Below are 24514 nucleotides of genomic sequence, written 5' to 3'. Positions count from 1 at the left end.
GGGGCGGGCAGGCGCTTCGCGTGGATCACCGCGGGTGATCCACGCATCGTGGGCGATTCACCCTCCGGGGGCGTTCCCCCTGCGCATGGCGGGCGTTCCGAGCGGTGTCGGCGCTCCGTGCAGCGCTTCCTCCGAGCGGTGCTCCCTCCGTACCGCGGTCGCTCCGTACAACGGGCCGCCCCGTGGAGCGCGTCGCTCCATGCGGTCACGCGCTCCGTACGGGGCGCGCTTGCTTCGTCGCGCGCCCCCGGCGCACCCTCACGCCCCGGCGCGAAATCCCGGCCGTGCGCCTTTGAGGCCGGATGCGTTCCGCCATACGGAATTTGAGGTCCCGGCCGCTGCTCTCCGAACGGACCGCGGTCACTCCTTCCGGGGCTTGCCCTCCCCGTAGAGCCAGTCCCGCCACACGCCCGCCAGCCGGGCGCGGGCCCGGTGGCCCGCCTCTTTCCCGGCGTAGGACTCGGCATACGACGTGAAGTCCCGTGTGTCCGCCACACCGTGCCGCCGCTCCGCCGCCCAGCCGCGCAGCAGCCCCCGGAACGCGCGGTCCCCCAGCGCCTGCCGCACCTTGTGCAGCACCGCGGCGCCCCGCTGGTACACCGGGCTGTCCGAGATGTGCGCGGCGTCGGCGGGGCGGGCCGGGGGCGCCGACCAGACCGCCTTGTTCGCCGCCGGGGTGTCGAAGTAGCGGTCGTGGTAGAGCGCGTCGAAGGAGCGCTGGGCGCTGCGCCCGCCGTGGTCCTCCTGCCACAGCCACTCCGCGTAGGTGGCGAAGCCCTCGTTGAGCCACATGTCCCGCCAGGACTTCGGGGTCACCGAGTCGCCGTACCACTGGTGCGCCAACTCGTGCACCAGCGTCTCCACGTCCGGCGGGCCGCCGAAGGTCGGACGGTTCTGTGTCTCCAGCGCGTATCCGACGTCCTGGGGCCTGTCCACGATCGCGCCCGTGGAGGAGAAGGGGTACGGGCCGAAGTACCGCCGCTCCCAGGCCATGATCGCGGGGATGCGGTCGAGCACGCGCGCCGCGCTGTCGGGCTGACGGGGGTCCACGGCGGTGATCGCCTCCCCGCGCGGGCCCGGCAGCCGCCGCCCCCGGTCGTCCAGCCCCTGCACCCGCCACTTGCCGATGGCGACCGTGGCGAGGTAACTGGCCATCGGCTGGGCGCAGCGCCAGACGAAAGTGGTGCTCCGGTCGGGGTGGACGCGGCGGGGGCCCGGCTCGCCGTTGGACAGCACCGTGATCCCGCGCGGCACGGTGACCGCGATGTCGTACGTGGCCTTGTCACGCGGGTGGTGGTTGCCGGGGAACCAGGTCATGGAGCCCTGCGGCTGGCCGAGCGCGAGCGCGCCGTCTGCGGTGCGCAGCCAGCCCTCCTCGGAACGGTCGGGGTCGACGACGCGCCGTGGCACGCCGCCGTAGACGACGGTGGTGCGGAAGGTGCGGCCCTCGCGCAGCTCCCGCGCAGGACGGACGGTCAGCTCCTGGCCGTCGCGGTGGACACGGGCGTCCTTGCCGCCGATGCCGACCCGCCGCACGTCGAGCCCGAGCAGGTCGAGGTCGAAGGCGGCGAGGTCCTGGGTCGCGCGCGCCGTGATGCGGGCGGTGCCGTCGAGGCGGTCGGTGGCGGGGTCGTAGGAGAGGTCGAGGTCGTAGTGCGTGACGTCGTAGCCGCCGTTGCCGAGCAGCGGGAAGTACGGGTCGCCGAGCCCCCGGCTCCCCGCGGGCCCGGCGGGGTCACGGACGCTTCCACAGGCGGCGGTCAGAACCAGCAGCGCGGCGAGCACAAGACAAGCGCGGCGCCCTGCGGCACGGCGGGGGGTGCGGGGCGCATCGCTGGCGGGGGGCGCGACTCCCCCGGGGACCGGACCCCGGGGGACGGGCTCGCCCCGGGGCGGAGGCGGGGTTGGGGGCGGGGTCAGACCCCGAGTGACGGCAAGCGCCCGGTCGGCGGCGAAGGTACGGGCGGTGGCAAGAGCCCGAGCAGTGGCAGAGGTCCGGGTGATGACAGGGCGAGAGGGGCCGGCGCCCCGCCGACCGCTGCCGCTCACCGCGTCGCTTCTTCCCAGCACGCGGTGATCTTATGTCCCGTTATGCCCCTCTGTCGGGTAAGCGGCGCGAGCGTTCCGTCGCCTGAGGGCCGTGCGCGGTACGCCGTGCGGGCGGCGCTTGGATGCGCGGGGCGTGGACGTTCGGACGCGCGCCCCAGCGGTGGGGGGACGCTCGCGCTCCCCACGGCACCCGCCCACGCCCACATGGGGGCACGCCCCACCGCAGCCCGTCAGACCCGCCGAACCGCCATCATGCTTGCCAGCATGGCCCCCGCACCGCGCACCCGGAGGTAACCGCATGCCCCTGCTCGACGGACGCCCGGTGGACCCCGCCGCGCTTCAGACGCTCGCGCTCACCAACTACGGGCACTTCACCACGATGCGTGTGACGGACCGCCGCGTCCCGGGCCTCGACCGTCATCTGGAGCGGCTGGGGCGGGACTGCCGCACCGTGTTCGGCGCCGAGTTGGACCCGGAGCGGGTACGGGCGCAGGTGCGGCAGGCGGTGGGAGGGCGGGACGGGGCGCTGGTCGTGCGGGTGACGGTGCTCGATCCCGGGTTCGACCTGGGGCGTCCGGCCGCCGCGCGGGACCCTCATATCCTCGTCACCGACCGCCCCGCCGCCACCGGCCCACTGCCCCCGCTGCGGGTGCGGACCGCGCGCTACCTGCGCGAGACGCCAGAGGTGAAGCACACCGGCCTCTTCGGGCCGCTGCACCAGCGCAGAGCCGCCCAACTGGCCGGCTTCGACGACGCGCTGTTCGTGGACGGTGCCGGATTCGTCTCCGAGGGCCCCACCTGGAACATCGGGTTCGTCGACGCCGACGGCCGGGTGCTGTGGCCGGACGCGCCGGTGCTGCCCGGGGTGACCATGGCCCTCCTGCGGGAGGAGCACGAGCACTCCGTCATCCCGGTCGGGCTCGGCGTGCTGCCGGGGATGCGTACGGCGTTCGCGACGAACACCGCGATCGGGGTGCGGGAGATCAGCGGGATCGACGCGGTCGCGTACGAGAACGGCACCGGGGCGCTGCGGCAACTGCGCGAGACCTACGCGGCACTCCCCGGCGACCCTCTCTGACCACCGCGCCCCCTCCGACCACGTACGCCCCCGCCGCCGACCACGTAGGCCACGACCCGGGCCGCACCCCGGGCCGCAACCTGTGGGCTGAGCGGCCGCCCCCGGGCTGGCAGCCACCCCGCCCCGCACCTCCCACCCACACCCCCCTCGCCCCACGCCCCTCCGCCTGCCGTACGGCACCCCCGCACGGCGCCCCTCCACCCCCGTACGCCTCCCCCGTACCGCCCGCCCCGTCTCCGGCCTCGTACGAGCACTCGGCGTCTGCCCCTGAGGGATGACCGCCCGCACGGGGTGGCGGCGGGGCGTGGCACCATCGGCACGTGCTGGATATCGGGTACTCCCTCTCCCTCCGCTTCCCCGACTCCCCCGCGACGGACTATCGCGCGGCGGACGTCAAGTCGCTGCGCAGGGAGCTGTTCTGCGGTGATGTCCATCTCGCGGACACCGACTCCGGCCGGGAGTTGTCCACAGCCTGGGGATGGGTTCCCGTGCTGGACTTCGCCTGGGCGCTGTGCGATGTGACGGAGCAGCTCGACCGCGACCCGCTGGGCAGCCGCGCCCCCGGGCCCTACCGGGTGGAGCTGGACTTCACCGAGTCCACGGACCGGCTCAGGCTGGTGCGTACCTTCGGCTTCGTGGACATCAGCGCCGACTGGTCACCGGCCGACGAGCGTCCGCTGTCGTTCCCTTTCGCGGAACTCCGTATCGAGGCCAGGGCGTTTCTGCATGACCTGCTGTCCGATCTGATCGACATGCATGAGGATCTGGCCGAGAACCCGGCGATCTGGTCGCTCCAGGCCAAGTACCCGCGTCACTGAGCCCCGGCCCGCTCCTCGCAACCGGCCCGGTGCCACCGCCGCCTACAGTCCGGAACCTCCCGTCGCGTCCAGCACCCGTCCCGTGACCCAGCGGGCGTCGTCCGAGGCGAGGAACGCCACGATCGCCGCAACGTCCTCGGGCTGCCCCACCCTGCCGAGCGCGGAGATGCTCGCCGCCCACTCCGCCCGCTCCGCGTCGCCGCGCAGCCAGTCGGCGTTGACGTCGGTGTCGATGATGCCCGGCGCGACCGCGTTGACCGTGATGCCCCGGGAGCCCAGGTCCTTGGCGAGGGTGTGGGTGAAGGTGTCGAGGGCGCCCTTGGTGGCGCCGTAGGCGATGATCTCGGGGAGGGCGACGCGGGTCACGCCGCTTGAGACGTTGATGATCCGGCCGCCGTCGCGGAGCCGGTCGAGGGCGTGCTGCACGATGAAGAACGGGGCCCGTACGTTCACCGCGAAGACCTCGTCGAAACCCTCCTCCGTCAGGTCGGGCAGCGCCGCGCTCCTGCCGATCCCGGCGTTGTTCACGATGATGTCCACCGCCGGGTCCGCCGTGTGCTCCGGATACTCCCGCGCGTGGGCGCGGGCGGCCTCGTCGAACGCCGCCCAGAGCCTGCCCGCGTCCCCGCGGTCGCCCAGCGGCGCCGCGAAGGCGAAGGCGCTGCCGCCGCGTTTCCGTATCCCCTCGACGACCTCGCTCGCCGCGGCCTCCTCGCGGGCGTAGGTGAGAGCGACCACCGCCCCGTCCTCCGCCAGCCGCTCCGCGATGGCCCGCCCGATGCCCCGGCTGCCGCCCGTGACCAGCGCGCTCTTGCCCGCGAGCCCCCGTGATGCCATAACCCGACCTCTTTCTTGAGTGTTCGCTCAAGAAAGACGATAGCAGACTTTCTTGAGCGGACGCTCTAAAATGGTGGGCATGGTGGACGCGAAGACGACGGGCGGCAGGCGGGGAAGGCCGAGGGCCTTCGACCGCGATACCGCGCTTGAGGCGGCCAAGCTGCTGTTCTGGGAGCGCGGCTACGAGGCGACGTCGGTGGGGGACCTGACCGACGCGATGGGCATCAGGCCCGGAAGCCTCTACGCGGCCTTCGGGGACAAGAAGTCCCTTTTCAAGGAGGCGGTGCGGAGTTACGGGCGCAGCCGGGTCGGGGCGCTGATGGCGCGGGCGCTCGACGAGGAGCCGACGGCGCGCGGCGCGTTCGAGCGCATACTGCGGGAGGCCGCGGTGGCCTACTGCGACCCGGGGCACCCTGCGGGCTGCCTCACCATCAGCGCCGCGACGAACATCAGCGAGCAGGACGAGGAGGTCGGACAGTTCCTGCGGGAGATACGGAACGGGAACCTGACCACGTTCGAGTCCCGGCTGAGCGCCGCGGTGGCGGGGGGCGAGCTGCCCCCCAGCGCCGACCCGCCCGCCCTCGCCGCCTACTTCGCGGCCATCATCCAGGGCATGTCACAGCGCTCCAGGGACGGCGCGACGGAGCAGGAGCTGACGGAGACGGCACGGATGGCGATGCTGGCGTGGCCGACGTGACGGACACCGGGCGGCGGGCCGTTCATCCCACCTTCGGGGAGCCGTCAGGCAACTCGGGGGTTCCCTCCTTGCAGGCAATCAGCTTGTTGGCAATGGTCCGCATGCCATCGCCGGCCAGGGCCGCCAGATGACCGAGGGCTTTATCGTCCGGTTTGCCGGACGCGGTTGTGCTCACCTCGACCTCCAGGTTGGCCTTTCCGTTTGCGGACGAGCAGGCCGTAAAGAGTTCGACTTTCCACCCATGTGCAAAGCCCCGCGCCGGACCAAGCGTGAACGGCGTATTACCGGCACGCTCTCTGTCCTTGGTCAGATCGGCACTGCCGTAGTGTGAGGTTGGCACCCGGTTGAAGTTGAGGCCAAGGCCCTTCCCACCGCCCGACAGCGTGCAGGTACCGGAGCCCCGACCCTGCCTGCCCGCGGTCGTATACCCGTAGGTGAAGTCCTCCTTGTAGTGCTCCCCCTTCTTGGGCAACACCTCACCGACGTATTTCCCCGGCACCGTCCCGGCGCATACCTCCCCCGGCACCCCCACCGCCGACTCCGGCCACAACTGCCACGCCCCGATCCCGACAGCCACCAGAACGAGCACGCCAATTGCCATGGCACCTCGCTGACCACCGGGCACTCGGGCGAACGTCTCCGGATTAATGAGTATCACTCCTCGGACTGGCGTCCCTGGTTATAGGTGTCACGTACTTGGCCCGCTGCGGCTACGGCCTTGCTCTCCGCGTTTTTCGGGTCCTCGCCCGCGTCGATGGCCGCGGTGTAGACCGCGTCGTGGACGGCGTCGGCCGACGACCGCTGCTGGTTCTCCAGGAAGTCGCCACGCTCCATGTGGTACTCGGCACTGTGGTCCACCGTGTAGTGGTCGACGACCGCTTCGCGGACCTTGCCGATGACCTCGCTCGCGACGTCGCCGCCGACCGGGATCTGGGAAACGCCGTAGTCGATGAGCTTCCCGGCGACCTCGTCCGCCTTGGCGACCCCGTCGTTGAATTGCTCATCCGAGGCGATCTTGTCGTCGTAGATCGCATGGGTACGCGACTCCGCCATGACGCCGGCGATTTTCGCCCCAGGCTCGACGCGGTTGTTCACCTCCAGGGAGATGTCGTCGAGGTCACCGTCGCGGAACGCGTCGTCGACCAGCTCCGTGGTGACCGCCTGCTGGGCGTTGATGATCGAACCGTAGGCGTCCGGGTCCTTGCCGACCGAGCCGAGGAAGCGGTTCAGGGCGTTGCCGTCGATGTCCCCGAGGTTGGCGTCCGCGCCGTAGGTCTTGATGTCCACGCCGCCGTCGCCGTTGATGCCGCCCTGGACGTCGCGCATGTAGTCCGCGGTGATGTGGCCGAAGCTGGGGCGCAGTTCGGAGTCGTCCAGGGTGTCGGGGTGGTTGCCGAACTGCTCCACCAGGCGGTGGACCAGGTCCGCGGAGTCCTGGCTGTGCGGCGGGTGCGTGGCGTCGGAGCCGTACGGGACGCCCTCGGTGGCCGCCTCCAGGGCGTGGCCCAGGCTCTTCTGGCCCCACTTATGGCCGTCGTCGTCCTGGGGCCACTCGCGGGCGTCGTCGCCGTCGCCCAGCAAGTAGTCGAAGTTGCTCATCTTGTCGTCGCCCTCGCCGCTCGACTCGTCGAAGAAGGCGACGGACTCCTTGGGGTTGTGGCTGAGCCCGTCGAGGAAGCCGGTGACCGGGTCGTTGATGTGGTCGGTCGGCGGATAGTCGAGGTTCGCCGCGCCCAGCCCCCAGAACGCGTCCGGGTCGCCGTTGATGCCGCGCTCGTACGTCAGCAGGCTCTTGCCGTAGTCGTCGAGGAACTTGCCGTCGAACGTGCCCTTGCCCATCAGGCTGCTCATGACCTGGAAGCCCTTGGGGCCCGCGGGCATCCTCGGGTCGACGGGGAAGACCTTGTCGCCGGCCGCGATCACGTCGTGCTTCCACTGCTCCATCGCGGGGCTGTGGCTGTGGGTGGCCGTCGCGAGCGTCATGCTCAGGTTGTCCTGGACGTGCGCGAGTATCTTGGCGCGCTCGCCGTCGACCGCGCCGCCGGGCGGCGCCGCCAGGTCGCGCCAGAACTGGAGCGTGCCGTCGGCGCCGAGCCTGGTGGCGAAGGTCTCGGCGAACGCCGGGTTGTCCTTCTGCTCCGCGAGGACCTTGTTGAAGCGGGCGACGTCCGCGTCGCTCCAGTGCGCGACGTCACCCTTCTTGATCTTGTTCGCCCAGTACTCGGCGTCCTTCTTGCCCTGCTGCTTCTCCGCGTCGTCCGCGCCCTTGACCGCCTGGTCGGAGAAGTCGTACTTGTTCTTCGCGTAGTCGCGCAGCGCACGGGCGATGACGCGGTCGTCCTCGTCGGCCGCGTCCATGATCTTGTCTATGCGGGACTGGGCGGCGTTCAACTCCGCCTCGGTGGGCGGCTTCACGTCGCCCGCCGCCGCGCCCGAGGGCGCGGACGAGTACGCGCGCCCCTTGGCGTTGACGCTGATGTCCTGCTTCATCAGGTCGGTGATCGCGTCGTTCAGGTCCGTCTTGTGCTGGGTGAAGCGGGTGTGCGCGTCGCTGAGCAGCGCGTGCACGCCCTCGGCCTCCACCACCGCGTCGTCGAACTGCTTGGCCGTCTTGGTGACGAACTCCCTGCCGACCGTGGCGTTCACGCCGTTCCAGTTCGCCGCCTCGGTACGGGACTTGAGGCCCGCCGCCGTGACACCGCCCTTGCCGCCCCCGCCGTCGTTCAGCTCCTTCAGCTTGCCGACCATGTGCTTCCAGTCCTGGACAGCGGTCTTCAACTGGCCCAGGCGCAGATTCTGTAGCTGGTCTACCGTCAGCATCTCCGCCGCCCCCTACTTGAAGTACTCGCTGATGCGGGACGGGGTCATCAGATGCCCCGCCGCGTCCTTCACACCGGTCTGGATGGCCGCGTCGTCCTTGCCGTGCACACCGCGGGTGAAGTCGAGGTGGTTGGAGATGTGGGCGCAGGCTTCCTTGAGCGTGTTCAACTGGCTGTTCCACGCGTCGTGCAGCGCGGTGAGGGCCGCGCCGGTGTCCAGGCCGTCGTTGGACAGTTGGACGGAGGCGTCGAAGGTGCTGGGGCGGGCGTAGTCGCCCTCCACGCTGAGGCGGTCGCGGAGATTGTGCGCCATGTTGCCGAGCTTTCCCAGCTCGTCGTCGTGGACCACCAGGTCGCCGTCCGCGGGATCACCCGGCAGCGGATCGGGTACGTGGTCGATCTGCGTACTCGCGCTCCTCGACGCGTTCGCCTTCAGTTGCTCCCACTCGTCCCAGGCCATCTCTCGCTCCCCCGTTTACCTTCGCGACACGCGGGCTCACCCACCGTTACCAGCAGTACGAAGCCCCCCACACTCCTATCAAGGAAAGGAGCCTTGCACACGCAACGAGCCATCACGGCCAGTGTATTGGCCGAAAGGCGGTGCCAGGAAAGGTCCAGGCCACCCCCGGACCGCCCTCACCCCACCACCCGTATCCCCCACTGCGCCGCCAGCACCGGTGCCAGGTCGAGGAGTTGGTCGGTGGAGATCGTCGCCCCCGCCAGGCCCTCCACGCCCCTGGCGATCTCCAGCGGGGCCGCGCCCCTGAGGTCGACGTCGGTCAGGGTGGCGCGGCCGAAGTCGGCCCCCTTCAGGGCGCAGTCGTGGAACTCCACCCGCTCAAGGCGGGCGCCCGCGAAGTCGGGCTCGACCAGGACGCAGCCGTCGAAGACGACGTCACGCAGCCGGGCCGCCCGCAGATTGGGATAGTCGATCTTGCCGCCGCTGATCACGACGCGCTCCAGCACAGCCCCGTGCAACTGGGCGCCGCCGAGCCGGGGCTCGCGCAGCAGCACGTCGCGCAGGGTGGCCTCGGCGAGCTGGGTGCCGACCCCGCGCGGCGCCGTCACCTCGCAGTCCAGGAAGCGGGCGCGGGTGAGCCGCGTCTCGTCGAGCGCGCAGTCGGTCAGCGCGCACTCCAGGAAGCGCGCCCCGCCGCCGTCCTGCCCGGCGAGGCCGACGCCGCGGAACTCCACGCCGTCGTAGTCCCCGTCCGGCTCAAGGGCCGCATCCCGCCAGGGGCCGAGCGGCGGCAGCCGCACCTCGGGGCGCCTCGCCCGCTTCAGCGCCGTACGCTCCGCGCCCATGTCCGCCTCCGCCACCTCTCCGTACGTGTCAGCCGTCACACCCGACACCCATGCTGCACCCCGCCACTGACAACAGCCCCCGCCGCATGGTCCCGGGCACTCCCGCAGCCGGGGACAATGGCAGCGGGACGAGCAAGGGACCGGCCCGGTACCCCAGGGCCCCCGAGGCGCCGCCGCCGGATGTCACATCCCCCCGATGTCACATCCGGGGCCCTCCGCGGGGTCTTCCTGGTGAGCACCGATGTCATCCGACGCGAGGAGATCCGAGCAATGCAGCGCATCACCGTCATCGGCGGCGGATTCGCCGGACTCACCGCGGCCATCAGCGCCGCCGAGGCCGGCGCGAAGGTCACGCTGTACGAGGCCCACGACTCCCTCGGCGGCAGGGCCCGCACCGCCGAGGGGCCCTACCTGACCAACGAGGGCCCGCACGCGTTCTACAGCGAGGGCCCGCACTGGGCGTGGCTCAAGCAGCGCGACCTCATCGGGCCGCTGGCGCCCGTGCCCGCGTTCGAGGCGTCCCGCGGCCGCTTCAGGCACCGCGGCGTGCTGCGCAGGAACCCGCCGGTCGCGCTGCTGAAGCTGATACGCCACAGCCCCGAGCAGGCCCCGCTCGACCGCGACTTCCACTCCTGGGCCGCCGGGCTCGTCGGCGAGGACACCGCCCGCACCGCCGCCCACTTCGCCGCCGCCACGCTCTACCACCACGACCCTGGCTCGCTCTCCGCCGCCTTCGTGCACGCGCGCCTGCGCCGCTGGGTGCGGCTGCCCTCGGACGCGCGCTACCCGCTCGGCGGCTGGGGCTCCGTCATCGACAGGATGGCCGGACGGGCCTGGAACCTCGGGGTACGGATGGAGACGATGGCGCGGATCGAGACGCTGCCGTCCAAGGGCCCGGTGATCGTGGCGACGTCGCTGACATCCGCGCGTGCGCTCCTCGGCGACCCGTCGCTGGTGTGGCACAGCGGCCGTACGGCGCTGCTCGACGTCGCGGTGCGCAGCCGCCGCGGGGACGTGGACGTCGTCACCGACCTCGACTCCGGCGGCGCCGTGGAGCGCTTCACGGTGCGCGACCGCAGCCTGGCGCCCGAGGGCGAGCAGCTCATCCAGGGGCACACCCCGATCGCCCCCTGGGAGTCGGCGGCGGACGGCGCGGCCCGCGCGGAGGGCCTGCTCGACCTCGGCTTCCCCGGCTGGCGCGAGCGTACGACGCTGCGCAGGCAGGGGATCTCGGACGGCCGCACGGGCGCGGTCGACCCGCCCGGCACCACCTGGCGCGACCGGCCGGGCATCGACCGCGGCGACGGCGTCTACCTCGCCGGGGACCAGGTGGCGGCGCCCGGGATGCTCTCCGAGGTGTCGTTCAACAGCGCGGTGGAGGCGGTGGCCCGGGTCCTGACGGAGGGACGCTTCGGCCCCGTACCGGAACGGTGGTCGGCCTGACGCGCGGGCGCGTGTGACGCGCCCTTCGGCGTCACACGCGCGCGTGGAGCGCGGCGGCCTCACGCGCGTATGAGCGCGGCCGTACGCGCGTAGGGGGGACGGCCTCACACGCGTACGGGCATATGGCCGCACGCGCGCGTGGGAGCGCGGGCACCCGCGCACCGATTTGACCTCAAGCGCGCTTGAGGTTGAACGCTGGGTGATGCCGCGTCCCGGCCGGGGCGGGGGACCTCACCTGGGGGGACTGCCATGCACGCCATCCAACTGCACGCCTTCGGACCCGCGGAGAACCTGCGGTACGAGGAGGTCGCCGACCCGGTGCCAGGGCCCGGGCAGGTGCTGATCGCCGTGGCCGCGGCGGGCGTGCACCTGCTCGACACGGCCATCCGCTCGGGCCACCAGGGGCCCCTGCCGGAACTGCCCGAGTTGCCGACGGTGCCGGGCCGTGAGGTCGCGGGCACCGTGACCGCGCTCGGGGCCGGGGTGGACGCCGACTGGCTCGGCAGGGAGGCCGTCGCCCATCTCGGGTTCGCGCCGGGCGGCTACGCGGAACTGGCCGTCGCGGAGGCGGACCGGCTGCACCGGGTCCCGCCGGGGCTCGACGCCGCCGAGGCCGTCGCCATGATCGGCACGGGGCGCACCACCATGGGCGTCCTCCAGTTCGCCGAGCCAGGACCCGACGACGTGGTCGTCGTGCCCGCGGCGGCCGGGGGCATCGGCACGCTCCTCGTCCAGCACGCGAAGAACGCGGGCGCCACCGTGATCGGCCTCGCGGGCGGCCCCGGCAAGACCTCGCGAGTGCGCGCGGCGGGCGCCGACCTGGCCGTCGACTACCGCGACGACGCCCCCTCCCGCTGGACGGAGAAGGTGCGGGCGTTCCTCGGCGGGCGGCACGCGACGATCGTCTTCGACGGCGTGGGCGGCGCCGCGGGCCGCTCGGCCGTCGACCTGCTGGGCCCCGGCGGCAGGCACATCGTCTTCGGCTGGTCGGCGGACGGCATCGGGGACGCGGACGGCGGCATCGCCTTCCCCGACGGCTATCTGGACGAGCGCGGCATCACCTCGGAGACGGTGCTCGGTCCGAAGATGATGCGGCTCGCGGGCGGCGACAGCCCCATCAGGACGCTGGAGCTGCGCGCCCTCGCCGCCGCGGCCGACGGCAGGCTGAGCCCCGCCGTGCAGCGCTACCCCCTCGCCGAGGCCGCCGCCGCCCACCACGACCTGGAGCACCGCGCCACGGTCGGCAAGGTCGTCCTCGAACCCTGAGCCGCCCGGCACCCCTGCGACCGGCGCCCATCCGGATGCGGGGTGTGGTGATCCATGGTCTTCTGGGGCTGTGACTGTCACCCGGACAGGCGAGCAGGGGCACGACCGCTACCGCTGGTGGGGACTTGTCGTCATCGCCCTGGCCCAGCTCATGGTCGTCCTGGACGCCACAATCGTGAACATCGCGCTGCCCTCGGCCCAGCGCTACCTGCACATGTCGGACGCCAACCGGCAGTGGGTCATCACCGCGTACACCCTCGCCTTCGGCGGGCTGCTGCTGCTCGGCGGCCGTATCGCGGACTACGTGGGCCGCAAGCGCACCTTCGTCATCGGACTCATCGGCTTCGCCGCCGCCTCGGGGATCGGCGGCGCGGCGGAGAGTTCCGGCATGCTCTTCGGCGCCCGCGCGCTCCAGGGCCTGTTCGCGGCGGTCCTCGCGCCGTCCGCGCTGTCGCTGCTGACGACGACCTTCACCGACCCGAGGGAGCGCGGCAAGGCGTTCGGGATCTACGGCGCCATCGCGGGCGGCGGCGCGGCCATCGGGCTGATGGCCGGGGGGCTGCTGACCGAGTACCTGAGCTGGCGCTGGTGCCTCTACGTCAACATCCCCATCGCCGTCATCGCGGTCATCGGCGCGGTCCTGCTGCTGCACGACCGCCCGGGGCACCAAGAGGCACGCCTCGACGTGCCCGGCGTGGTGCTCGGCTGCGGCGGCCTGGTCGCGATCGTGTACGGCTTCAGCGAGGCGCAGCCGCGCGGCTGGGACGACTCGCTGGTGCTCGGGATGCTGTGCGGCGGGGTGGCGCTGCTCGTGGTGTTCGTGTGGTGGCAGCGCAGGGCCAGGTACCCGCTGCTGCCACTGCACATCGTGCGCGAGCGCAACCGCGCGGGGAGCTTCCTGACCATGGGGCTCGCCACGATCGGGATGTTCGGCCTCTTCCTGTTCATGACGTACTACCTCCAGACGATCCTGGGGTACTCGCCGCTGAAGACGGGCGCCGCGTTCCTGCCGATGGCGGCGGCCATCGTGATCGGCTCGACGCAGATCTCGGCACGGCTGCTGCCGCACACCGCCCCGCGCAACCTGATGGTGCCGGGGATGCTGCTCGCCGCGGGCGGACTGCTGATCCTCACCCAGCTCACCGTGGAGGCCGAGTACGCCACCCATGTGCTGCCCGCCGAGCTGCTGCTCGGGCTCGGCATGGGCCTCACCTTCATGCCGGTGATGGCTACCGCCACCCAGGGCGTGGCGGTGCACGACTCCGGGGTGACCTCGGCGACGGTGAACACCGCGCAGCAGGTCGGCGGCTCCATCGGCACCGCCCTGCTCAACACGATCGCCACCAGCGCCGCGGCCCGCTATGTCGCGGGCCACCAGGTGAACCCGCGCAACCCGCGCCCCGTCATCGCGGCGGGCGCCGTGCACGGCTACTCGGTCGCCATCTGGTGGGCGGTGGTGATCATGCTCCTCGGCGCGCTGGTGGCGGGCCTGTTCGTGACGGGGAAGCCGCCGAAGCAGGTGCCTGCGGCGGAGCAGGCGCTGTCGGAGGAGGAGGTGCGGTAGCGCGTCCGCGGGCGCCCGGCGGGGGTTCTGCCTCCCGGCCGGTCCCTCAGGCGTTCGCCTCCGCGCGGCGGCCCAGGGCGGTGAGCGCGTCGTCGGTGAGCCGGTAGACCGTCCACTCGTCCTGGGGCAGCGCGCCCATCGCGCGGTAGAAGGCGATCGACGGCTCGTTCCAGTTCAGCACCGACCATTCGAGCCGCTCGTAGCCGCGCTCCACGCAGATCCTGGCCAGCTCCCCGAGGAGCGCCCTGCCGTGGCCGCCGCCGCGCAGTTCCGGCCGTACGTACAGGTCCTCCAGGTAGATGCCGTGCACCCCGCGCCAGGTGGAGAAGTTCAGGAACCACAGCGCGAACCCGGCCGGGCCTCCGGTGGCGTCGTCCACCGCGAGGTGCGCGAACGCCGCGGGGCGCGCGCCGAACAGCGCCTCGCGCAGGTGCTCCTCCGTGGCCCTGGCCTCGTGGGGCACCTTCTCGTAGGCGGCCAGCTCACGGATCATCGTGCACAGGACGGGCACGTCGTCGGGTACGGCGGTACGAATCATGGCGCCACGCTAACCCGTGGCGGAACCGGACAAGGAAAGCCGGAAAACGCTCCCGTTCGCCGCCCCGAGCCGTGCCGACAGCAGCATCCGTGCCCCCGGCCCGGCGGCGAAGGCCGCCTCGGACGCGCCGAGCCGCGCCGTGCGCTGTCCCCGGTAGCGGAAGTACACGCCGACCCGGTGCTCGCCCGGCGGCACGGAGACCTCCCCCGCGCCCCAGGCGCTCTCGTGCTCCGTGCCGTCGATCTCCACCACGGGGCGGGTCAGCAGACGGTGGAAGACCGCGGCGAACGCCGAGGGTTTGATCTCGTAGCGGATGAGGGCCGGGGCCCCGGGTGTCGCGAGCGCCGCGTCCGCACCGCTCCCGCCAACGCCTCCCGCCCCGCAGCCGTTCCCGCCCTCCTTCCCGGGTCCGCTCCCGCTCCTGGTTCCGCTGCCGTTCCCGCCCTCCTTCCCGGGTCCGCTCCCGCTCCCGGTTCCGCTGCCGTTCCCCGCCATGTTCATGCCCCGATCGTAGAAGTCCGGCCGGGGAGTACGCCGCCGCCCGGCCACCGGCGACCGCCGCCGCGGCCGCCGCGCTCCCGGGGCTCATACCCGCGCGCCCGTTCGGACCCTCCCCGGTGGCGTGCGGGCGGGGCGCGGGGAGGATCGGGAGGGGGTACGGACGGGTCCTGCGGGAGGTGGCCCCATGCGGCGGCGCGGTCCGGCGCCGTGGGCCTGGCTGCCCGGCGCCTGCGGGGCCCTGTTGGCGGGCCTGCTCGTCATGGCGTACGCGCTGGTGCCGATGGACCCCTTCGGCCCGCACAGGCCGGTGCTGAGCTGGTCGGTGTTCGCACTGCTGCTCGCCGTGATCGCCCTGCTGCTGCTCGCCCAGATCCGGGCGGCCCTGCTGGAGCGCCCCGGTGCCCGCCCCGGCCTCGTCATCCCGGTGCTGATGGTGCTGACGGTGGTGGTGTTCGCCTCGGCCTACGCGGCGCTCTCGCGACGGCCAGGCGAGTTCCACGGGCTGCACAGCCGCCTGGACGCGCTCTACTTCACGGTGATCACGCTCGCCACAATCGGCTACGGCGACATCGCCCCGACGGGCCCCGCCGCCCGGATCGTCACGCTGGTCCAGGTCGGGTACACCCTGGTGTTCCTCACGGCCGCCGCCGCGGCGGTGAGCGGCAGGCTGCGCCAGATGCTGCGGGCCCGCGGGCGGCACCCGCGGCGTGGTGGCGGCGACGGCGGGCGGTAGGAGCGAGGCCGTACGGGAGTGGTGGCGTCAGCCTGGTGTTCCCCGCTTCACCCGGCCGGTGTGTGGTTGTGGTCCATCGGGGTCATAGGGGCGTTCCGGCTGGTTCGCGGCGTTTGGGCCCGGAGAGGCATAGGCGCGTTCGTCCCGTCCTCTCCTAGGGGTGCCCATGCGCAAGGTCATGACCCGTTCCGCCGCGACCCTCGCCGTCGTCGCCGCCGCCATCGTTCCGCTGAGCGGTGTGGCCTCGGCGACCGAGGAGCCGCGGACCGGCCACCACCACGAGTGTTCCTGCTTCTCCGCCGACGCCTGGCTGGTCGGCGGCAAGGGCTTCTACAACAACCTCGGTGGCCCCGCCGGCATCACCAACGCCGGTGGCGCGTTCATCGCGGGCGGCGAGTCGATCAAGGGCTGACGCCCTGCCGTTCCACGAGGCCGCCCCGTTCATGTGAACGGGGCGGCCTCGGCATGTCACCGCCGTCTCGGCACCCACCGCGGGCGGGCTACTTCAGGCCGAGGCCGGGCGCGGGGAAGCGTGCCATCAGCTCGGCGACCTCGGCGCGCACCACCTCAAGCGCCTCCTCGTCGCCGGTGCGGGCGGCCGTGACGCCGCGGTCGATCCACGCCGCCACCGTGGGCATGTGCTCGGTGCCGAGGCCGCGCGAGGTCAGCGCGGGGGTGCCGAGGCGAATCCCGGACGGGTCGAACGGCTTGCGCGGGTCGTAGGGGACGGTGTTGCTGTTGGCGACGATGCCCGCGCGGTCGAGCGCCTTCGCCGCCTGCCTGCCCGGTACGTCCTTGGAGGTGAGGTCGATCAGGACGAGGTGGTTGTCGGTGCCGCCCGAGACCAGGTCGTAGCCGCGGGCGAGGAGTTCGTCCGCGAGGGCGCGGGCGTTGGCGACGACGGCGTGCGCGTAGTCGCGGAAGGAGGGGCGGGCCGCCTCGTGCAGCGCGACCGCGATGGCGGCCGTGGTCTGGTTGTGCGGGCCGCCCTGGAGGCCGGGGAACACGGCCTTGTCGATGGCCTTGCCGTGCTCCGCGGTGGTGGCCATGAGCATGGCGCCGCGGGGGCCGCGCAGGGTCTTGTGGGTGGTCGTGGACACCACGTCGGCGTGCGGTACGGGCGAGGGGTGGGCGCCGCCCACGACCAGGCCCGCGATGTGGGAGATGTCCGCGACGAGCACGGCCCCCGCCTCCCGTGCGATCCCGGCGAAGCCCTCGAAGTCGATCGTCCTGGGCAGCGCCGTGCCGCCGCAGAAGATCACCCGGGGCCGCTCCCTGAGCGCCAGGTCGCGCACCTCGTCCAGGTCCACGCGTCCTGTGTCACGGCGCACTCCGTACTGCACGCCCCTGAACCACTTGCCGGTCGCGGACACGCCCCAGCCGTGCGTGAGGTGGCCGCCCATCGGGAGGGACATGCCCATGACGGTGTCGCCTGGCTCGGCGAAGGCGAGGTAGACGGCGAGGTTGGCGGGGGAGCCGGAGTAGGGCTGGACGTTGGCGTGCGCGGTGCGGAACAGCTCCTTGGCGCGGTCCCCGGCCAGTCGCTCCACGCGGTCGATGACCTGCTGGCCCTCGTAGTAGCGGCGCCCCGGGTAGCCCTCGCTGTACTTGTTCTGCAACACGGTGCCCGAGGCTTCGAGGACCGCGGCCGAGACATAGTTCTCGCTGGCGATCATGCGCAGGGTGTCGGCCTGGAGCTGCTCCTCGGCCTCGACGAGCGCCGCAAGCTCCGGGTCGCCCTCGGCGAGCGCGGGGTGGGAGAGGGCGTGGGATGTCGGGGAAGGCGAAAGGGTCACGGCGTCCTCCGGGTCGTTTCCGAACGTGAGTGAACCGGATGCCGCCCGGGTCCCCGCGCGGCACCACACGATTCCTGGTCCGGAGGTGCCCAGGCGGACGGCACCACGTGCGGTCTTCCACGCACGGCTCCCCCAGGGTCGCTTCCCTGCACGCCAGTCGCCGTACGCCCGTCCAGCGTAGCGGCAAGGGCGGCGCGCCGCCCCTCCCTTCCGCCGCCCCGGCGCCGCCCGCTCAGCGCCCTCTTCGCGCCTGCCGCCGCAGCTCCGGGAGTCCGGCGCCCGGGCCCCGCTGCTCGGGCCAGAAGGGGTGGCGGGCGATCCGGTTGGAGAGCCGGAGCAGCCGGCGGCGGAGCGCGGTGTGCCTGATGTGCCGGGCGCACGCCAGGGCCTCGTAGGTACGCATCCAGTCGTACTGCGCCTGCACCAGGTCATCGGGGAAGCGAGCCATGCGACAGATTAGACCACGTGTTCGATTTATTGCCGGGGACGGGCGCCGCCCCGCGTGTCGCCCGGACCGCCGCGCACGAGGGGCGCCACCACGCGGCGCCCCGACGGCCGCGGGGCGCGGAATCCGGGGGCGCGGAGGTCCCGGAAATCGAGAGAAGTTGAATACGAAAACTCAGCGCGGGTGTTTTTCAGCCACTTCACGGGGTCCATTTTTCCGCCCCTGTCGGATCGCGGCCCACGCGGGCGAAGAATTCACCGAAAACCGCGCCCGCGCCCGCACAGCGGCCCCCTCAGCAGCACGTCGGCGCGGTGGCGGACATCGGAAGTGCGCGCCGGAATTCCTTTTTTCCGATCACGGCATCGTTCGAAGAAAAACCGGCAATTCCATGCCGGAACGGATGAACCCGGGTCGTCGGCCTTCCCCTGCGGCAGGCCAGGACGCTATTCAGGAATGGGGCGCTTATCCCGGAACATCGCCATGGTCTCGGAATGTGCGCCCCCGTACGCCCCGCTCGCCCGGTGATCCAGGACCTCCCGGGCGGGCGGGGTCCGGCGCACCGCGGCCCCGGACGCCGCACCGGAAACTCCTTCGACCCGATTTCCGTTCCGCCGTCACACAAGAGGTCACACAAGAAACGGGGACACCAAGGGATTTCACCCGTTCCGGTGAAAGCCGATCGGTTCAGGGACGTGCGGTCGCGGGGGCCGCATAGTTGATCCGCCGCCCCTCTCCGCTGCCAACTGCGTTCGGGTGCGGCATGGTTCGCGTTCTCCGCCATGCGGTGTGTTCCCCGCCGCCCCCGACCGCGGGGGCCGACGAAAGGCGAAAGCCCATGAGGTCCGAAGCCATCAACCGGGTCAGGCTCGTCTTCACCCTCTTCGACGCAAACGGCAACGGCCAGCTTGAGGCCGACGACTTCGACCTGATGACCGAGCGCGTCCGGCACTCGCTGCCCGACGCCGACGAGGCGAGGCACGCCGCGCTCGCGGCGTCGCTGCGCACCTACTGGACGACCCTCGTCACCGCGTTGGACACCGACGGCGACGGCAGGATCAGCTTCGAGGAGTTCCAGGGCGTCGTCCTCTCGCCCGAGCGCTTCGACGCCGCGCTCGACGAGTTCGCGCACGCCCTCGCGGCCCTGGGCGACCTCAAGGGCGACGGCAGGGTCGCACGGCCCACCTTCATCGCGCTGATGACGGCCATCGGCTTCGAACTGTCCAACGTCCACGCCCTGTTCGACGACTTCGGCCCCGACGGCAGCGACGAGATCACCGCCGATACCTGGGTCACCGGCATCAAGGAGTACTACGGCCCGGACAAGGTGGGCATCCCAGGCGACCGCCTCGTGGGCGGCGCGGCCTGAGGGCGGTCCCGTAGCGACCACGCGCGTCGCCGACCCCCGCCGACGACCGACCGGCGGGGGTCCTCGGGCCGGGCACCAGGGGCAATCGGCGCCGGGACGGGAGCTTCACCCGCGCCCACCACCGCCGACCCGACGACATCGCCCAACTCCACGTCCCGTTCCTCGCCCCCGTCCGGAACACCCTGTCCCCGCCCGGAACACCCCGCTCGACGAGACCCGCCCGCGCACCGCCAGGGCGGGCCGGCACCTCACTCCATGCGCCGGCCCCACGCCGTGAGCACCGTCAGCGACAGGTCGTGGAAGTCGGGGGCGGCCATCTCGCGGTACGCGGCCTCGAAGTCCTCAGGCGCGGCGAGGCCCGCCGTCACCATCCCCTGCCTGGCCTGCTCAAGCGTCCCGTGCCACCACCTGGCCTCGGCGTCACCGCCGCGCACCGGCTGGATGCGCGCGTCGAGGCCCACCCCGCCGAGCCCCGCGCGCTGCAACGGCACCGGGAGCGTACGCGCCCAGCCGGTGTGGGAGCCGAGCGAGCGCTCCAGATGGCGCCGGAAGGCCCGCATGACCGTGCGGTAGGCGGGGTGCGGGGAGTCCACCACGGAGAACGACGCCGGTTCCTCGATCAGCAGCGTCCCGCCAGGGGCGAGCCAGCGCGCGAAGCGCGCCACGACCGCGTCGGGGTCGGGCTGGTGCAGCACCACGTAACGCGCGTGGACGAAGTCGAAGGAGCCGGGCGGGAAGTCGTCCGCGCACATGTCGTGCCGCAGCACCCGCACCCCGGGCCCGGCAAGCTCCCGCAGGAACGCCGTGTCCAGGTCCGTGACCGTCACCTGGGCGCCGTGGGCCGCGAGCCAGCGCACTACGGAGCCCGCGCCGCCGCCCGCTTCGAGCACCCGGTCTCCCGGCGCCAGGCCGAGCGCGCGGAAGCGGTCCCTGGTCGGCCCGTCGAGCAGGGACTCCAGCAATTCGAGCCGCTGTCGCTCCCCCGCCACCTCATGCCCGAACATGCCCTCGCTATAGCGCCGCCCGCCGTCCTCACCAGGCACAACGGCCCCACCGGACACGACCTCCACGCCCCCACACCCTTCCCCGCCCCGGCCCCGGAGGCACCCCGGAGCAGTGGCCCGCCGCCACGGGACGACGGGCCGCTCTCACGGTGCCAGCACCCGGCCGCCTCCGGACACCCCCCGGGAACAATTAGCTCAATATGATGATTTACGCGCGCTTCCCCCACGCCCCATGCGTCAGCGCCACCCGCCTGGGCACCCGTAGGGCCGCAGGCGCCGCGTACGGCGGCGAGTACCGAGAAGGAGGCCAGGTCCCATGCCCGCAGGAGCGAACAGGAAGCGGGAGCGGCAGTACGAGCACATCAAGGAAGGCGCCGAGCGGCGCGGCACCAGCCCCGGCCGGGCCGAGGAGATCGCGGCGCGCACCGTGAACAAGCAGCGCGCCCGCTCCGGCGAGTCCCGCAGGGCGAGCCGCACGTCGATCGAGGACATGTCGGCGAACCGGCGCGGCGGCCGGCGCTCGCACTCGGGCCCCGGCGGCCCGACCAAGGCGCAGCTCTACAACGAGGCCAGGCAGCGCAACATCAAGGGCCGCTCCACCATGACCAAGCCCCAGCTCCAGCGGGCACTCGGGCGCTGAGCCGCCCGCCCCTCCGGTCTCGGCGCACCATGGGAAGCGACGGAGTGCGGCCACCAGGGGACGGCGCCGTGCCCGATCATGTACGCGGCCCGTAGCCCCGGCCGCGTATAGGGAGGAGGAGCCCCGTGCCCGACCAGGAGAGCGCGCCAGGACCCGGCTCCGACCGGGCGCGGAGCCGCGCGTGACGGGCCCGAGCGCCGTCCCCCGTGCCGCGGGCCGTGGCCCCCACCACGTGGGCGTCCTCGTCTTCGACGGGATGAAGATGCTCGACCTGTCGGGCCCCGGCGAGGTGTTCAGCGAGGCCACGGCCCTCGGCGGCGACTACCGGCTGAGCGTCGTCTCCCCGGGCGGCGGGCCCGTACGGTCGTCGATCGGGGTACGGGTGCCCGCCGACGGGGACGCGGCGGACGCGCCGCCCTTCGACACCCTGCTCGTCGTCGGCGGTGACGCGCTGCCGCACTCCCCCGTCGACCCCGCGCTGACCTCGGCGGCCGCGCTCCTCTCCGCACGGGCGGGCCGCACCGCGTCCATCTGCACCGGCGCGTTCGTACTGGCCGCCGCCGGGCTGCTGGACGGCCGCCGCGCCACCACGCACTGGCGGCACACCGCGCTGCTCGCCCGGCGCCACCCCGCGACCCGGGTGGAGCCGGACGCGCTCTACGTCAGGGACGGTGACACGTACACCTCGGCGGGGGTCACGGCGGGCATCGACCTGGCGCTCGCGCTGGTCGAGGAGGACCACGGGCCCGGGCTGACCCGGGAGGTGGCGCGCGCGCTCGTCGTGTACATGCAGCGCGCGGGCGGCCAGTCGCAGTTCTCCGCGTCGCTGAGCGGCCCCGCGCCCGGCTCGCCCGTGCTGCGGCAGGTGCTCGACGCGGTGCAGGCGGAGCCCGCGGGCGACCACGGCCTGGACGCGCTGGCCGAGCGGGTCAGGGTCAGCCCGCGCCATCTCACCAGGATGTTCCGCGCGGAGCTTGACACCACGCCCGCGAAGTACGTGGAGCTGATCCGCTTCGACATGGCCAAGGCGCTCCTTGACGCGGGCCACAGCGCCACCGAAGCCGCGGGCCTGGCGGGCTTCCCCAGCTACGAGAGCCTGCGCCGCGCCTTCGCCCGCCATCTGGGCCTCTCCCCGACCCGCTACCGGCAGCGCTTCACGACCGCCCGGCAGGAGGGGGACGCCGGGGCGGCCGCCTCGGGGGCATGACCGTTTTCGAGGGGTTGTCGGCCATCGGGGAGCGGCGGGCGGTGCGGCCCTGGACGCATCGTGGAAAGCGCAGGCAGGACGCCCCACGAGCCGAGGCAGGAAGCCATGACCGAGACCATCGCAGGTGTGACGATCCCCGACAGCGCCCTCGCGAAGGAGGCGACGGGGCTCATCCGTGACACCACCAACGAGCTGATCTACCACCACTCCCGCCGGGTCCACCTCTTCGGCAGCCTCCAGGCCAGGGCCCGCGGCATCGAACCCGACCCCGAACTCCTCTACGTCGCGGCCCTCTTCCACGACACCGGGCTCATACCCCCGTACCGCGGCGACGAGCAGCGCTTCGAAATGGACGGCGCCGACCAGGCCAGGGCGTTCCTGCGCGAGCACGGCGTCGGGGAGGCGGCCGCGGACACCGTCTGGACGGCCGTCGCCCTGCACACCACGCCCGAGGTGCCCTACCGGATGGCGCCGGTGGTCGCGGCGACCACCGCGGGGGTGGAGAGCGACGTCCTCGGGCTGCATCTGGCGAACCTCACCCGTGAGCAGATCGACGCCGTCACCGCCGCCCACCCGCGCCCCGACTTCAAGCGGCGCATCCTCCAGGCGTTCACCGAGGGCTTCAGGCACCGCCCCGACAGCACCTTCGGCACCGTCAACGCGGACGTCCTCGAACACTTCGTGCCCGGCTTCCGGCGGGGCGACTTCGTCGACGTCATCCAGAACTCGGCCTGGCCCGAGTAGCCGCACGCCCCAGGCAGCCGCCCTCACTCCGGGCAGCCGCCCCCACCCGGCCCGTACGCCTCACGCGCCCGCGCGCGCCTCCACGCGCCCCCGACGCCAGGACAGCAGCGTGAGCACCGCGCCCGCGCCGTATGCGCAGGCGGCGACCACGGCCGACAGCCGCAGCCCGGTGAGCAGGCCGCCAGGCCCCGAGGCGAGGGCGGCGAAGAGCGCGACCCCGACGGCGTTGCCCACCTGGCGGGCCACGTTGAACACCGCCGCCGCCACGCCCGCGTTGTGCTCCGGCGCCGCCCGCACCATCGCCGCCGTCGCCGCGGGGACCGCCGCGGGCAGCGCGAGACCCGTCGCGAGCAGCGCGGGAAGCAGCGCCCCATAGGGGCTGTCGGCGCGCACGAGGAGCCAGCCGAGGAAGCCGAGCGCCCCCAGGGACAGGGCCGCCGCCATGACCGGGTACGGGCCGAAGCGCGCGGTGAGGCGCCCCGACAGCGGCGCCACCACGACCACCGCGCACACGGCGGGCAGCAGCGCGAGCCCGGCGCCGAGCGCGTCGTAGCCGCGGGTGTTCTGGAGGTAGAGGGTGGCCAGGTAGAGCATCCCGTAGTAGCCGAGGTTCAGCAGGACGCCCACCGCGGCGGTCGGCGCGAACCCGGGCGCGCGGAACAGCGAGGGGGCGAGCAGCGGCGGCCGCGCGCCGTCAGCGCGCTGCTCCACGCCCCGTTCCGCCAGTACGAACAGTCCGAGCGCGAGCACCGCGACCGCCCCCGCGCCGAGCACCGGGGCGGCGGCCGGGCCCCGGGTGCCGGCCTCGTTGAGCGCCGCGGCGAGCGCCAGCAGGCCCGCGAAGCCGAGCACTTGGCCCAGCGGGTCGAGGCCGCGCCCGCCCGCGCGCCTGGGCGCCGCGGGCACATGGCGCAGCACGAGGGCGGCGGCGAGCGCCGCGAAGGGCACGTTGACCCAGAACGCGGCGCGCCAGTCGAGCCCCGCCACCAGCAGCCCGCCGACCAGCGGCCCGGCCGCGAACGCGATGCCGGAGACGCCCGCCCAGACGCCGAGCGCACGCGCGCGCACCGCCTGGTCCCGGTAGGCCGCGGTCAGCAGCGCGAGCGAGGTCGGTACGAGCAGCGCGCCCCCCGCGCCCTGCGCCAGGCGCGCGCCGATCAGCGCCGCGGGCGTGGGCGCCAGCGCGCAGCCGAGCGACGCGAGCGTGAAGATCCCGAGCCCGGCGAGGAACACCCCGCGGTGCCCGAGGCGGTCCCCGAAACCGCCGCCCATCAGCAGCAGCGCCCCGAAGACCGCGCTGTAGCCGTCGACCGCCCAGGCCATCTGCGCGGGCCCCGCGCCCAGCGAGTCCCGGATGGCGGGGACGGCCACGGTGACGACGGTGACGTCCAGCATGACGAGGAAGTAGCCGAGGCTGAGCGCCACGAGCGGCGGCCACGCGGGCCGCCCACGCGCCGCCCCGGAATCCGCTGCCGCCGCCGCGCGCCCCGCTGCCGTACCGGTCGTCGTCCGCATGAGGGCATGGTCGATGACGAACGGTTGGGCGACGGCCGAAGTGTCGCCGCGGGGGAGGTGGTTCCCCTCGCGGGGCAGGTGGGCGGAGCCTCGCGGGCAGGTGGTGGCGCCCTGCGGAGCAGGCGGCGGAACCTCGCCGACCGGTGGCG

General features: G+C 73.0%; 24 protein-coding genes and 1 riboswitch. Of the genes, 12 read left to right on the top strand and 12 right to left on the bottom strand.

All coding sequences use genetic code 11. The annotated features are described in order from the left end of the window. Positions 1–360: 360 nt before the first annotated feature. Positions 361–1785, bottom strand: a complete 1425-nt coding sequence (locus tag ACIBIW_RS20110) for a M1 family metallopeptidase (RefSeq protein WP_399337942.1) — start codon at positions 1783–1785, stop codon at positions 361–363. 562 nt (positions 1786–2347) lie between these two features. On the opposite strand from ACIBIW_RS20110, the gene ACIBIW_RS20105 reads away from it, so the two are divergent. Continuing rightward, a complete protein-coding gene (locus ACIBIW_RS20105) occupies positions 2348–3127 on the top strand; it encodes an aminotransferase class IV family protein (protein ID WP_399337940.1) in 780 nt (259 codons plus the stop codon). A 320-nt stretch (positions 3128–3447) separates the two neighbouring features. Beyond that, a complete protein-coding gene (locus ACIBIW_RS20100) occupies positions 3448–3945 on the top strand; it encodes a hypothetical protein (protein ID WP_399337938.1) in 498 nt (165 codons plus the stop codon). A gap of 42 nt (positions 3946–3987) precedes the next feature. On the opposite strand, the gene ACIBIW_RS20095 is transcribed toward ACIBIW_RS20100, so the two are convergent. After that, entirely contained in the window at positions 3988–4782 is a 795-nt protein-coding gene (locus ACIBIW_RS20095; RefSeq protein ID WP_399337936.1) for an SDR family oxidoreductase, read from the bottom strand. A 70-nt stretch (positions 4783–4852) separates the two neighbouring features. Here ACIBIW_RS20095 and ACIBIW_RS20090 point away from each other — a divergent pair, with 70 nt between their 5' ends. After that, positions 4853–5479 carry a TetR/AcrR family transcriptional regulator gene (locus tag ACIBIW_RS20090; protein ID WP_399338385.1) on the top strand — a complete coding sequence of 209 codons (627 nt, stop codon included), beginning with the start codon at positions 4853–4855 and terminating at the stop codon, positions 5477–5479. Positions 5480–5501: 22 nt separating this feature from the next. On the opposite strand, the gene ACIBIW_RS20085 is transcribed toward ACIBIW_RS20090, so the two are convergent. The 4 genes from ACIBIW_RS20085 to ACIBIW_RS20070 all read right to left on the bottom strand — a co-directional run bounded on the left by ACIBIW_RS20085 (position 5502) and on the right by ACIBIW_RS20070 (position 9582). After that, positions 5502–6080, bottom strand: a complete 579-nt coding sequence (locus tag ACIBIW_RS20085; protein WP_399337934.1) for a hypothetical protein — start codon at positions 6078–6080, stop codon at positions 5502–5504. A gap of 53 nt (positions 6081–6133) precedes the next feature. Next, positions 6134–8299, bottom strand: a complete 2166-nt coding sequence (locus ACIBIW_RS20080) for a hypothetical protein (RefSeq protein ID WP_399337932.1) — start codon at positions 8297–8299, stop codon at positions 6134–6136. 12 nt (positions 8300–8311) lie between these two features. Further along, entirely contained in the window at positions 8312–8758 is a 447-nt protein-coding gene (locus tag ACIBIW_RS20075; RefSeq protein ID WP_399337930.1) for a hypothetical protein, read from the bottom strand. A 176-nt stretch (positions 8759–8934) separates the two neighbouring features. After that, positions 8935–9582 (bottom strand): pentapeptide repeat-containing protein, encoded by a 648-nt coding sequence (locus ACIBIW_RS20070; RefSeq protein ID WP_399338383.1) that lies wholly within the window; start codon positions 9580–9582, stop codon positions 8935–8937. 291 nt (positions 9583–9873) lie between these two features. On the opposite strand from ACIBIW_RS20070, the gene ACIBIW_RS20065 reads away from it, so the two are divergent. From ACIBIW_RS20065 to ACIBIW_RS20055, 3 genes are all read left to right on the top strand, one after another. Further along, the gene (locus ACIBIW_RS20065; protein WP_399337928.1) at positions 9874–11046 is read left to right on the top strand and encodes an NAD(P)-binding protein; all 1173 of its coding nucleotides are present in this window, start codon (positions 9874–9876) and stop codon (positions 11044–11046) included. Between the two features lie 249 nt (positions 11047–11295). After that, positions 11296–12312, top strand: coding sequence for a zinc-binding dehydrogenase (locus tag ACIBIW_RS20060; RefSeq protein ID WP_399337926.1), 1017 nt, complete (start codon positions 11296–11298; stop codon positions 12310–12312). Positions 12313–12382: 70 nt separating this feature from the next. Further along, complete coding sequence (locus ACIBIW_RS20055; RefSeq protein WP_399337924.1) at positions 12383–13876, top strand: MFS transporter; 1494 nt, start codon at positions 12383–12385, stop codon at positions 13874–13876. Between the two features lie 46 nt (positions 13877–13922). On the opposite strand, the gene ACIBIW_RS20050 is transcribed toward ACIBIW_RS20055, so the two are convergent. Both ACIBIW_RS20050 and ACIBIW_RS20045 read right to left on the bottom strand, forming a co-directional pair. Further along, positions 13923–14414 (bottom strand): GNAT family N-acetyltransferase, encoded by a 492-nt coding sequence (locus ACIBIW_RS20050; protein ID WP_399337922.1) that lies wholly within the window; start codon positions 14412–14414, stop codon positions 13923–13925. 9 nt (positions 14415–14423) lie between these two features. Next, positions 14424–14915, bottom strand: coding sequence for a hypothetical protein (locus ACIBIW_RS20045; RefSeq protein ID WP_399337920.1), 492 nt, complete (start codon positions 14913–14915; stop codon positions 14424–14426). Between the two features lie 184 nt (positions 14916–15099). Here ACIBIW_RS20045 and ACIBIW_RS20040 point away from each other — a divergent pair, with 184 nt between their 5' ends. Both ACIBIW_RS20040 and ACIBIW_RS20035 read left to right on the top strand, forming a co-directional pair. After that, the gene (locus tag ACIBIW_RS20040; protein WP_399337918.1) at positions 15100–15648 is read left to right on the top strand and encodes a potassium channel family protein; all 549 of its coding nucleotides are present in this window, start codon (positions 15100–15102) and stop codon (positions 15646–15648) included. Between the two features lie 178 nt (positions 15649–15826). Beyond that, on the top strand, positions 15827–16060 hold the full coding sequence (locus ACIBIW_RS20035; RefSeq protein ID WP_399337916.1) for a hypothetical protein: 234 nt from the start codon (positions 15827–15829) through the stop codon (positions 16058–16060). 88 nt (positions 16061–16148) lie between these two features. Here ACIBIW_RS20035 and glyA read toward each other — a convergent pair whose 3' ends face one another. Both glyA and ACIBIW_RS20025 read right to left on the bottom strand, forming a co-directional pair. Beyond that, a complete protein-coding gene (gene glyA, locus ACIBIW_RS20030) occupies positions 16149–17444 on the bottom strand; it encodes a serine hydroxymethyltransferase (RefSeq protein WP_399337914.1) in 1296 nt (431 codons plus the stop codon). Between the two features lie 80 nt (positions 17445–17524). Further along, positions 17525–17615, bottom strand: a riboswitch (ZMP/ZTP riboswitch). A 61-nt stretch (positions 17616–17676) separates the two neighbouring features. Beyond that, positions 17677–17892, bottom strand: a complete 216-nt coding sequence (locus ACIBIW_RS20025; RefSeq protein WP_399337912.1) for a hypothetical protein — start codon at positions 17890–17892, stop codon at positions 17677–17679. Positions 17893–18724: 832 nt separating this feature from the next. Here ACIBIW_RS20025 and ACIBIW_RS20020 point away from each other — a divergent pair. Then, entirely contained in the window at positions 18725–19255 is a 531-nt protein-coding gene (locus tag ACIBIW_RS20020) for an EF-hand domain-containing protein (RefSeq protein ID WP_399337910.1), read from the top strand. A gap of 248 nt (positions 19256–19503) precedes the next feature. On the opposite strand, the gene ACIBIW_RS20015 is transcribed toward ACIBIW_RS20020, so the two are convergent. Continuing rightward, positions 19504–20259, bottom strand: coding sequence for a class I SAM-dependent methyltransferase (locus ACIBIW_RS20015; protein ID WP_399337908.1), 756 nt, complete (start codon positions 20257–20259; stop codon positions 19504–19506). A gap of 316 nt (positions 20260–20575) precedes the next feature. On the opposite strand from ACIBIW_RS20015, the gene ACIBIW_RS20010 reads away from it, so the two are divergent. The 3 genes from ACIBIW_RS20010 (at position 20576) to ACIBIW_RS20000 (ending at position 22850) form a co-directional block, all read left to right on the top strand. Next, positions 20576–20899 carry a plasmid stabilization protein gene (locus tag ACIBIW_RS20010; RefSeq protein ID WP_399337907.1) on the top strand — a complete coding sequence of 108 codons (324 nt, stop codon included), beginning with the start codon at positions 20576–20578 and terminating at the stop codon, positions 20897–20899. Positions 20900–21131: 232 nt separating this feature from the next. Continuing rightward, positions 21132–22106: a GlxA family transcriptional regulator gene (locus tag ACIBIW_RS20005; protein ID WP_399338381.1), complete on the top strand. Its 975-nt coding sequence runs from the start codon at positions 21132–21134 to the stop codon at positions 22104–22106. A gap of 105 nt (positions 22107–22211) precedes the next feature. Continuing rightward, positions 22212–22850: an HD domain-containing protein gene (locus tag ACIBIW_RS20000; RefSeq protein ID WP_399337905.1), complete on the top strand. Its 639-nt coding sequence runs from the start codon at positions 22212–22214 to the stop codon at positions 22848–22850. 60 nt (positions 22851–22910) lie between these two features. Here the strand turns inward: ACIBIW_RS20000 and ACIBIW_RS19995 are convergent, their stop codons facing one another. Next, on the bottom strand, positions 22911–24365 hold the full coding sequence (locus tag ACIBIW_RS19995; RefSeq protein ID WP_399337903.1) for an MFS transporter: 1455 nt from the start codon (positions 24363–24365) through the stop codon (positions 22911–22913). Positions 24366–24514: the final 149 nt, after the last annotated feature.

Source organism: Streptomyces sp. NPDC050560, from assembly GCF_044457285.1.
Classification (GTDB): domain Bacteria; phylum Actinomycetota; class Actinomycetes; order Streptomycetales; family Streptomycetaceae; genus Streptomyces.
The sequence above is the reverse complement of the archived record's forward strand: the minus strand, read 5'-3'. Positions and strand labels throughout refer to the sequence as shown.

What these genes read in the sequence shown, in the direction of transcription:
- ACIBIW_RS19995 (WP_399337903.1), bottom strand. Translation starts at nt 24,365, where the DNA reads ATGCGGACGACGACCGGTACGGCAGCGGGGCGCGCGGCGGCGGCAGCG.
- ACIBIW_RS20000 (WP_399337905.1), top strand. Translation starts at nt 22,212, where the DNA reads ATGACCGAGACCATCGCAGGTGTGACGATCCCCGACAGCGCCCTCGCG.
- ACIBIW_RS20080 (WP_399337932.1), bottom strand. Translation starts at nt 8,299, where the DNA reads ATGCTGACGGTAGACCAGCTACAGAATCTGCGCCTGGGCCAGTTGAAG.
- ACIBIW_RS20075 (WP_399337930.1), bottom strand. Translation starts at nt 8,758, where the DNA reads ATGGCCTGGGACGAGTGGGAGCAACTGAAGGCGAACGCGTCGAGGAGC.
- ACIBIW_RS20040 (WP_399337918.1), top strand. Translation starts at nt 15,100, where the DNA reads ATGCGGCGGCGCGGTCCGGCGCCGTGGGCCTGGCTGCCCGGCGCCTGC.
- ACIBIW_RS20060 (WP_399337926.1), top strand. Translation starts at nt 11,296, where the DNA reads ATGCACGCCATCCAACTGCACGCCTTCGGACCCGCGGAGAACCTGCGG.
- ACIBIW_RS20065 (WP_399337928.1), top strand. Translation starts at nt 9,874, where the DNA reads ATGCAGCGCATCACCGTCATCGGCGGCGGATTCGCCGGACTCACCGCG.
- ACIBIW_RS20090 (WP_399338385.1), top strand. Translation starts at nt 4,853, where the DNA reads ATGGTGGGCATGGTGGACGCGAAGACGACGGGCGGCAGGCGGGGAAGG.
- ACIBIW_RS20050 (WP_399337922.1), bottom strand. Translation starts at nt 14,414, where the DNA reads ATGATTCGTACCGCCGTACCCGACGACGTGCCCGTCCTGTGCACGATG.
- ACIBIW_RS20025 (WP_399337912.1), bottom strand. Translation starts at nt 17,892, where the DNA reads ATGGCTCGCTTCCCCGATGACCTGGTGCAGGCGCAGTACGACTGGATG.
- ACIBIW_RS20020 (WP_399337910.1), top strand. Translation starts at nt 18,725, where the DNA reads ATGAGGTCCGAAGCCATCAACCGGGTCAGGCTCGTCTTCACCCTCTTC.
- ACIBIW_RS20010 (WP_399337907.1), top strand. Translation starts at nt 20,576, where the DNA reads ATGCCCGCAGGAGCGAACAGGAAGCGGGAGCGGCAGTACGAGCACATC.
- ACIBIW_RS20045 (WP_399337920.1), bottom strand. Translation starts at nt 14,915, where the DNA reads ATGAACATGGCGGGGAACGGCAGCGGAACCGGGAGCGGGAGCGGACCC.
- ACIBIW_RS20035 (WP_399337916.1), top strand. Translation starts at nt 15,827, where the DNA reads ATGACCCGTTCCGCCGCGACCCTCGCCGTCGTCGCCGCCGCCATCGTT.
- ACIBIW_RS20105 (WP_399337940.1), top strand. Translation starts at nt 2,348, where the DNA reads ATGCCCCTGCTCGACGGACGCCCGGTGGACCCCGCCGCGCTTCAGACG.
- ACIBIW_RS20015 (WP_399337908.1), bottom strand. Translation starts at nt 20,259, where the DNA reads ATGTTCGGGCATGAGGTGGCGGGGGAGCGACAGCGGCTCGAATTGCTG.
- ACIBIW_RS20095 (WP_399337936.1), bottom strand. Translation starts at nt 4,782, where the DNA reads ATGGCATCACGGGGGCTCGCGGGCAAGAGCGCGCTGGTCACGGGCGGC.
- ACIBIW_RS20085 (WP_399337934.1), bottom strand. Translation starts at nt 6,080, where the DNA reads ATGGCAATTGGCGTGCTCGTTCTGGTGGCTGTCGGGATCGGGGCGTGG.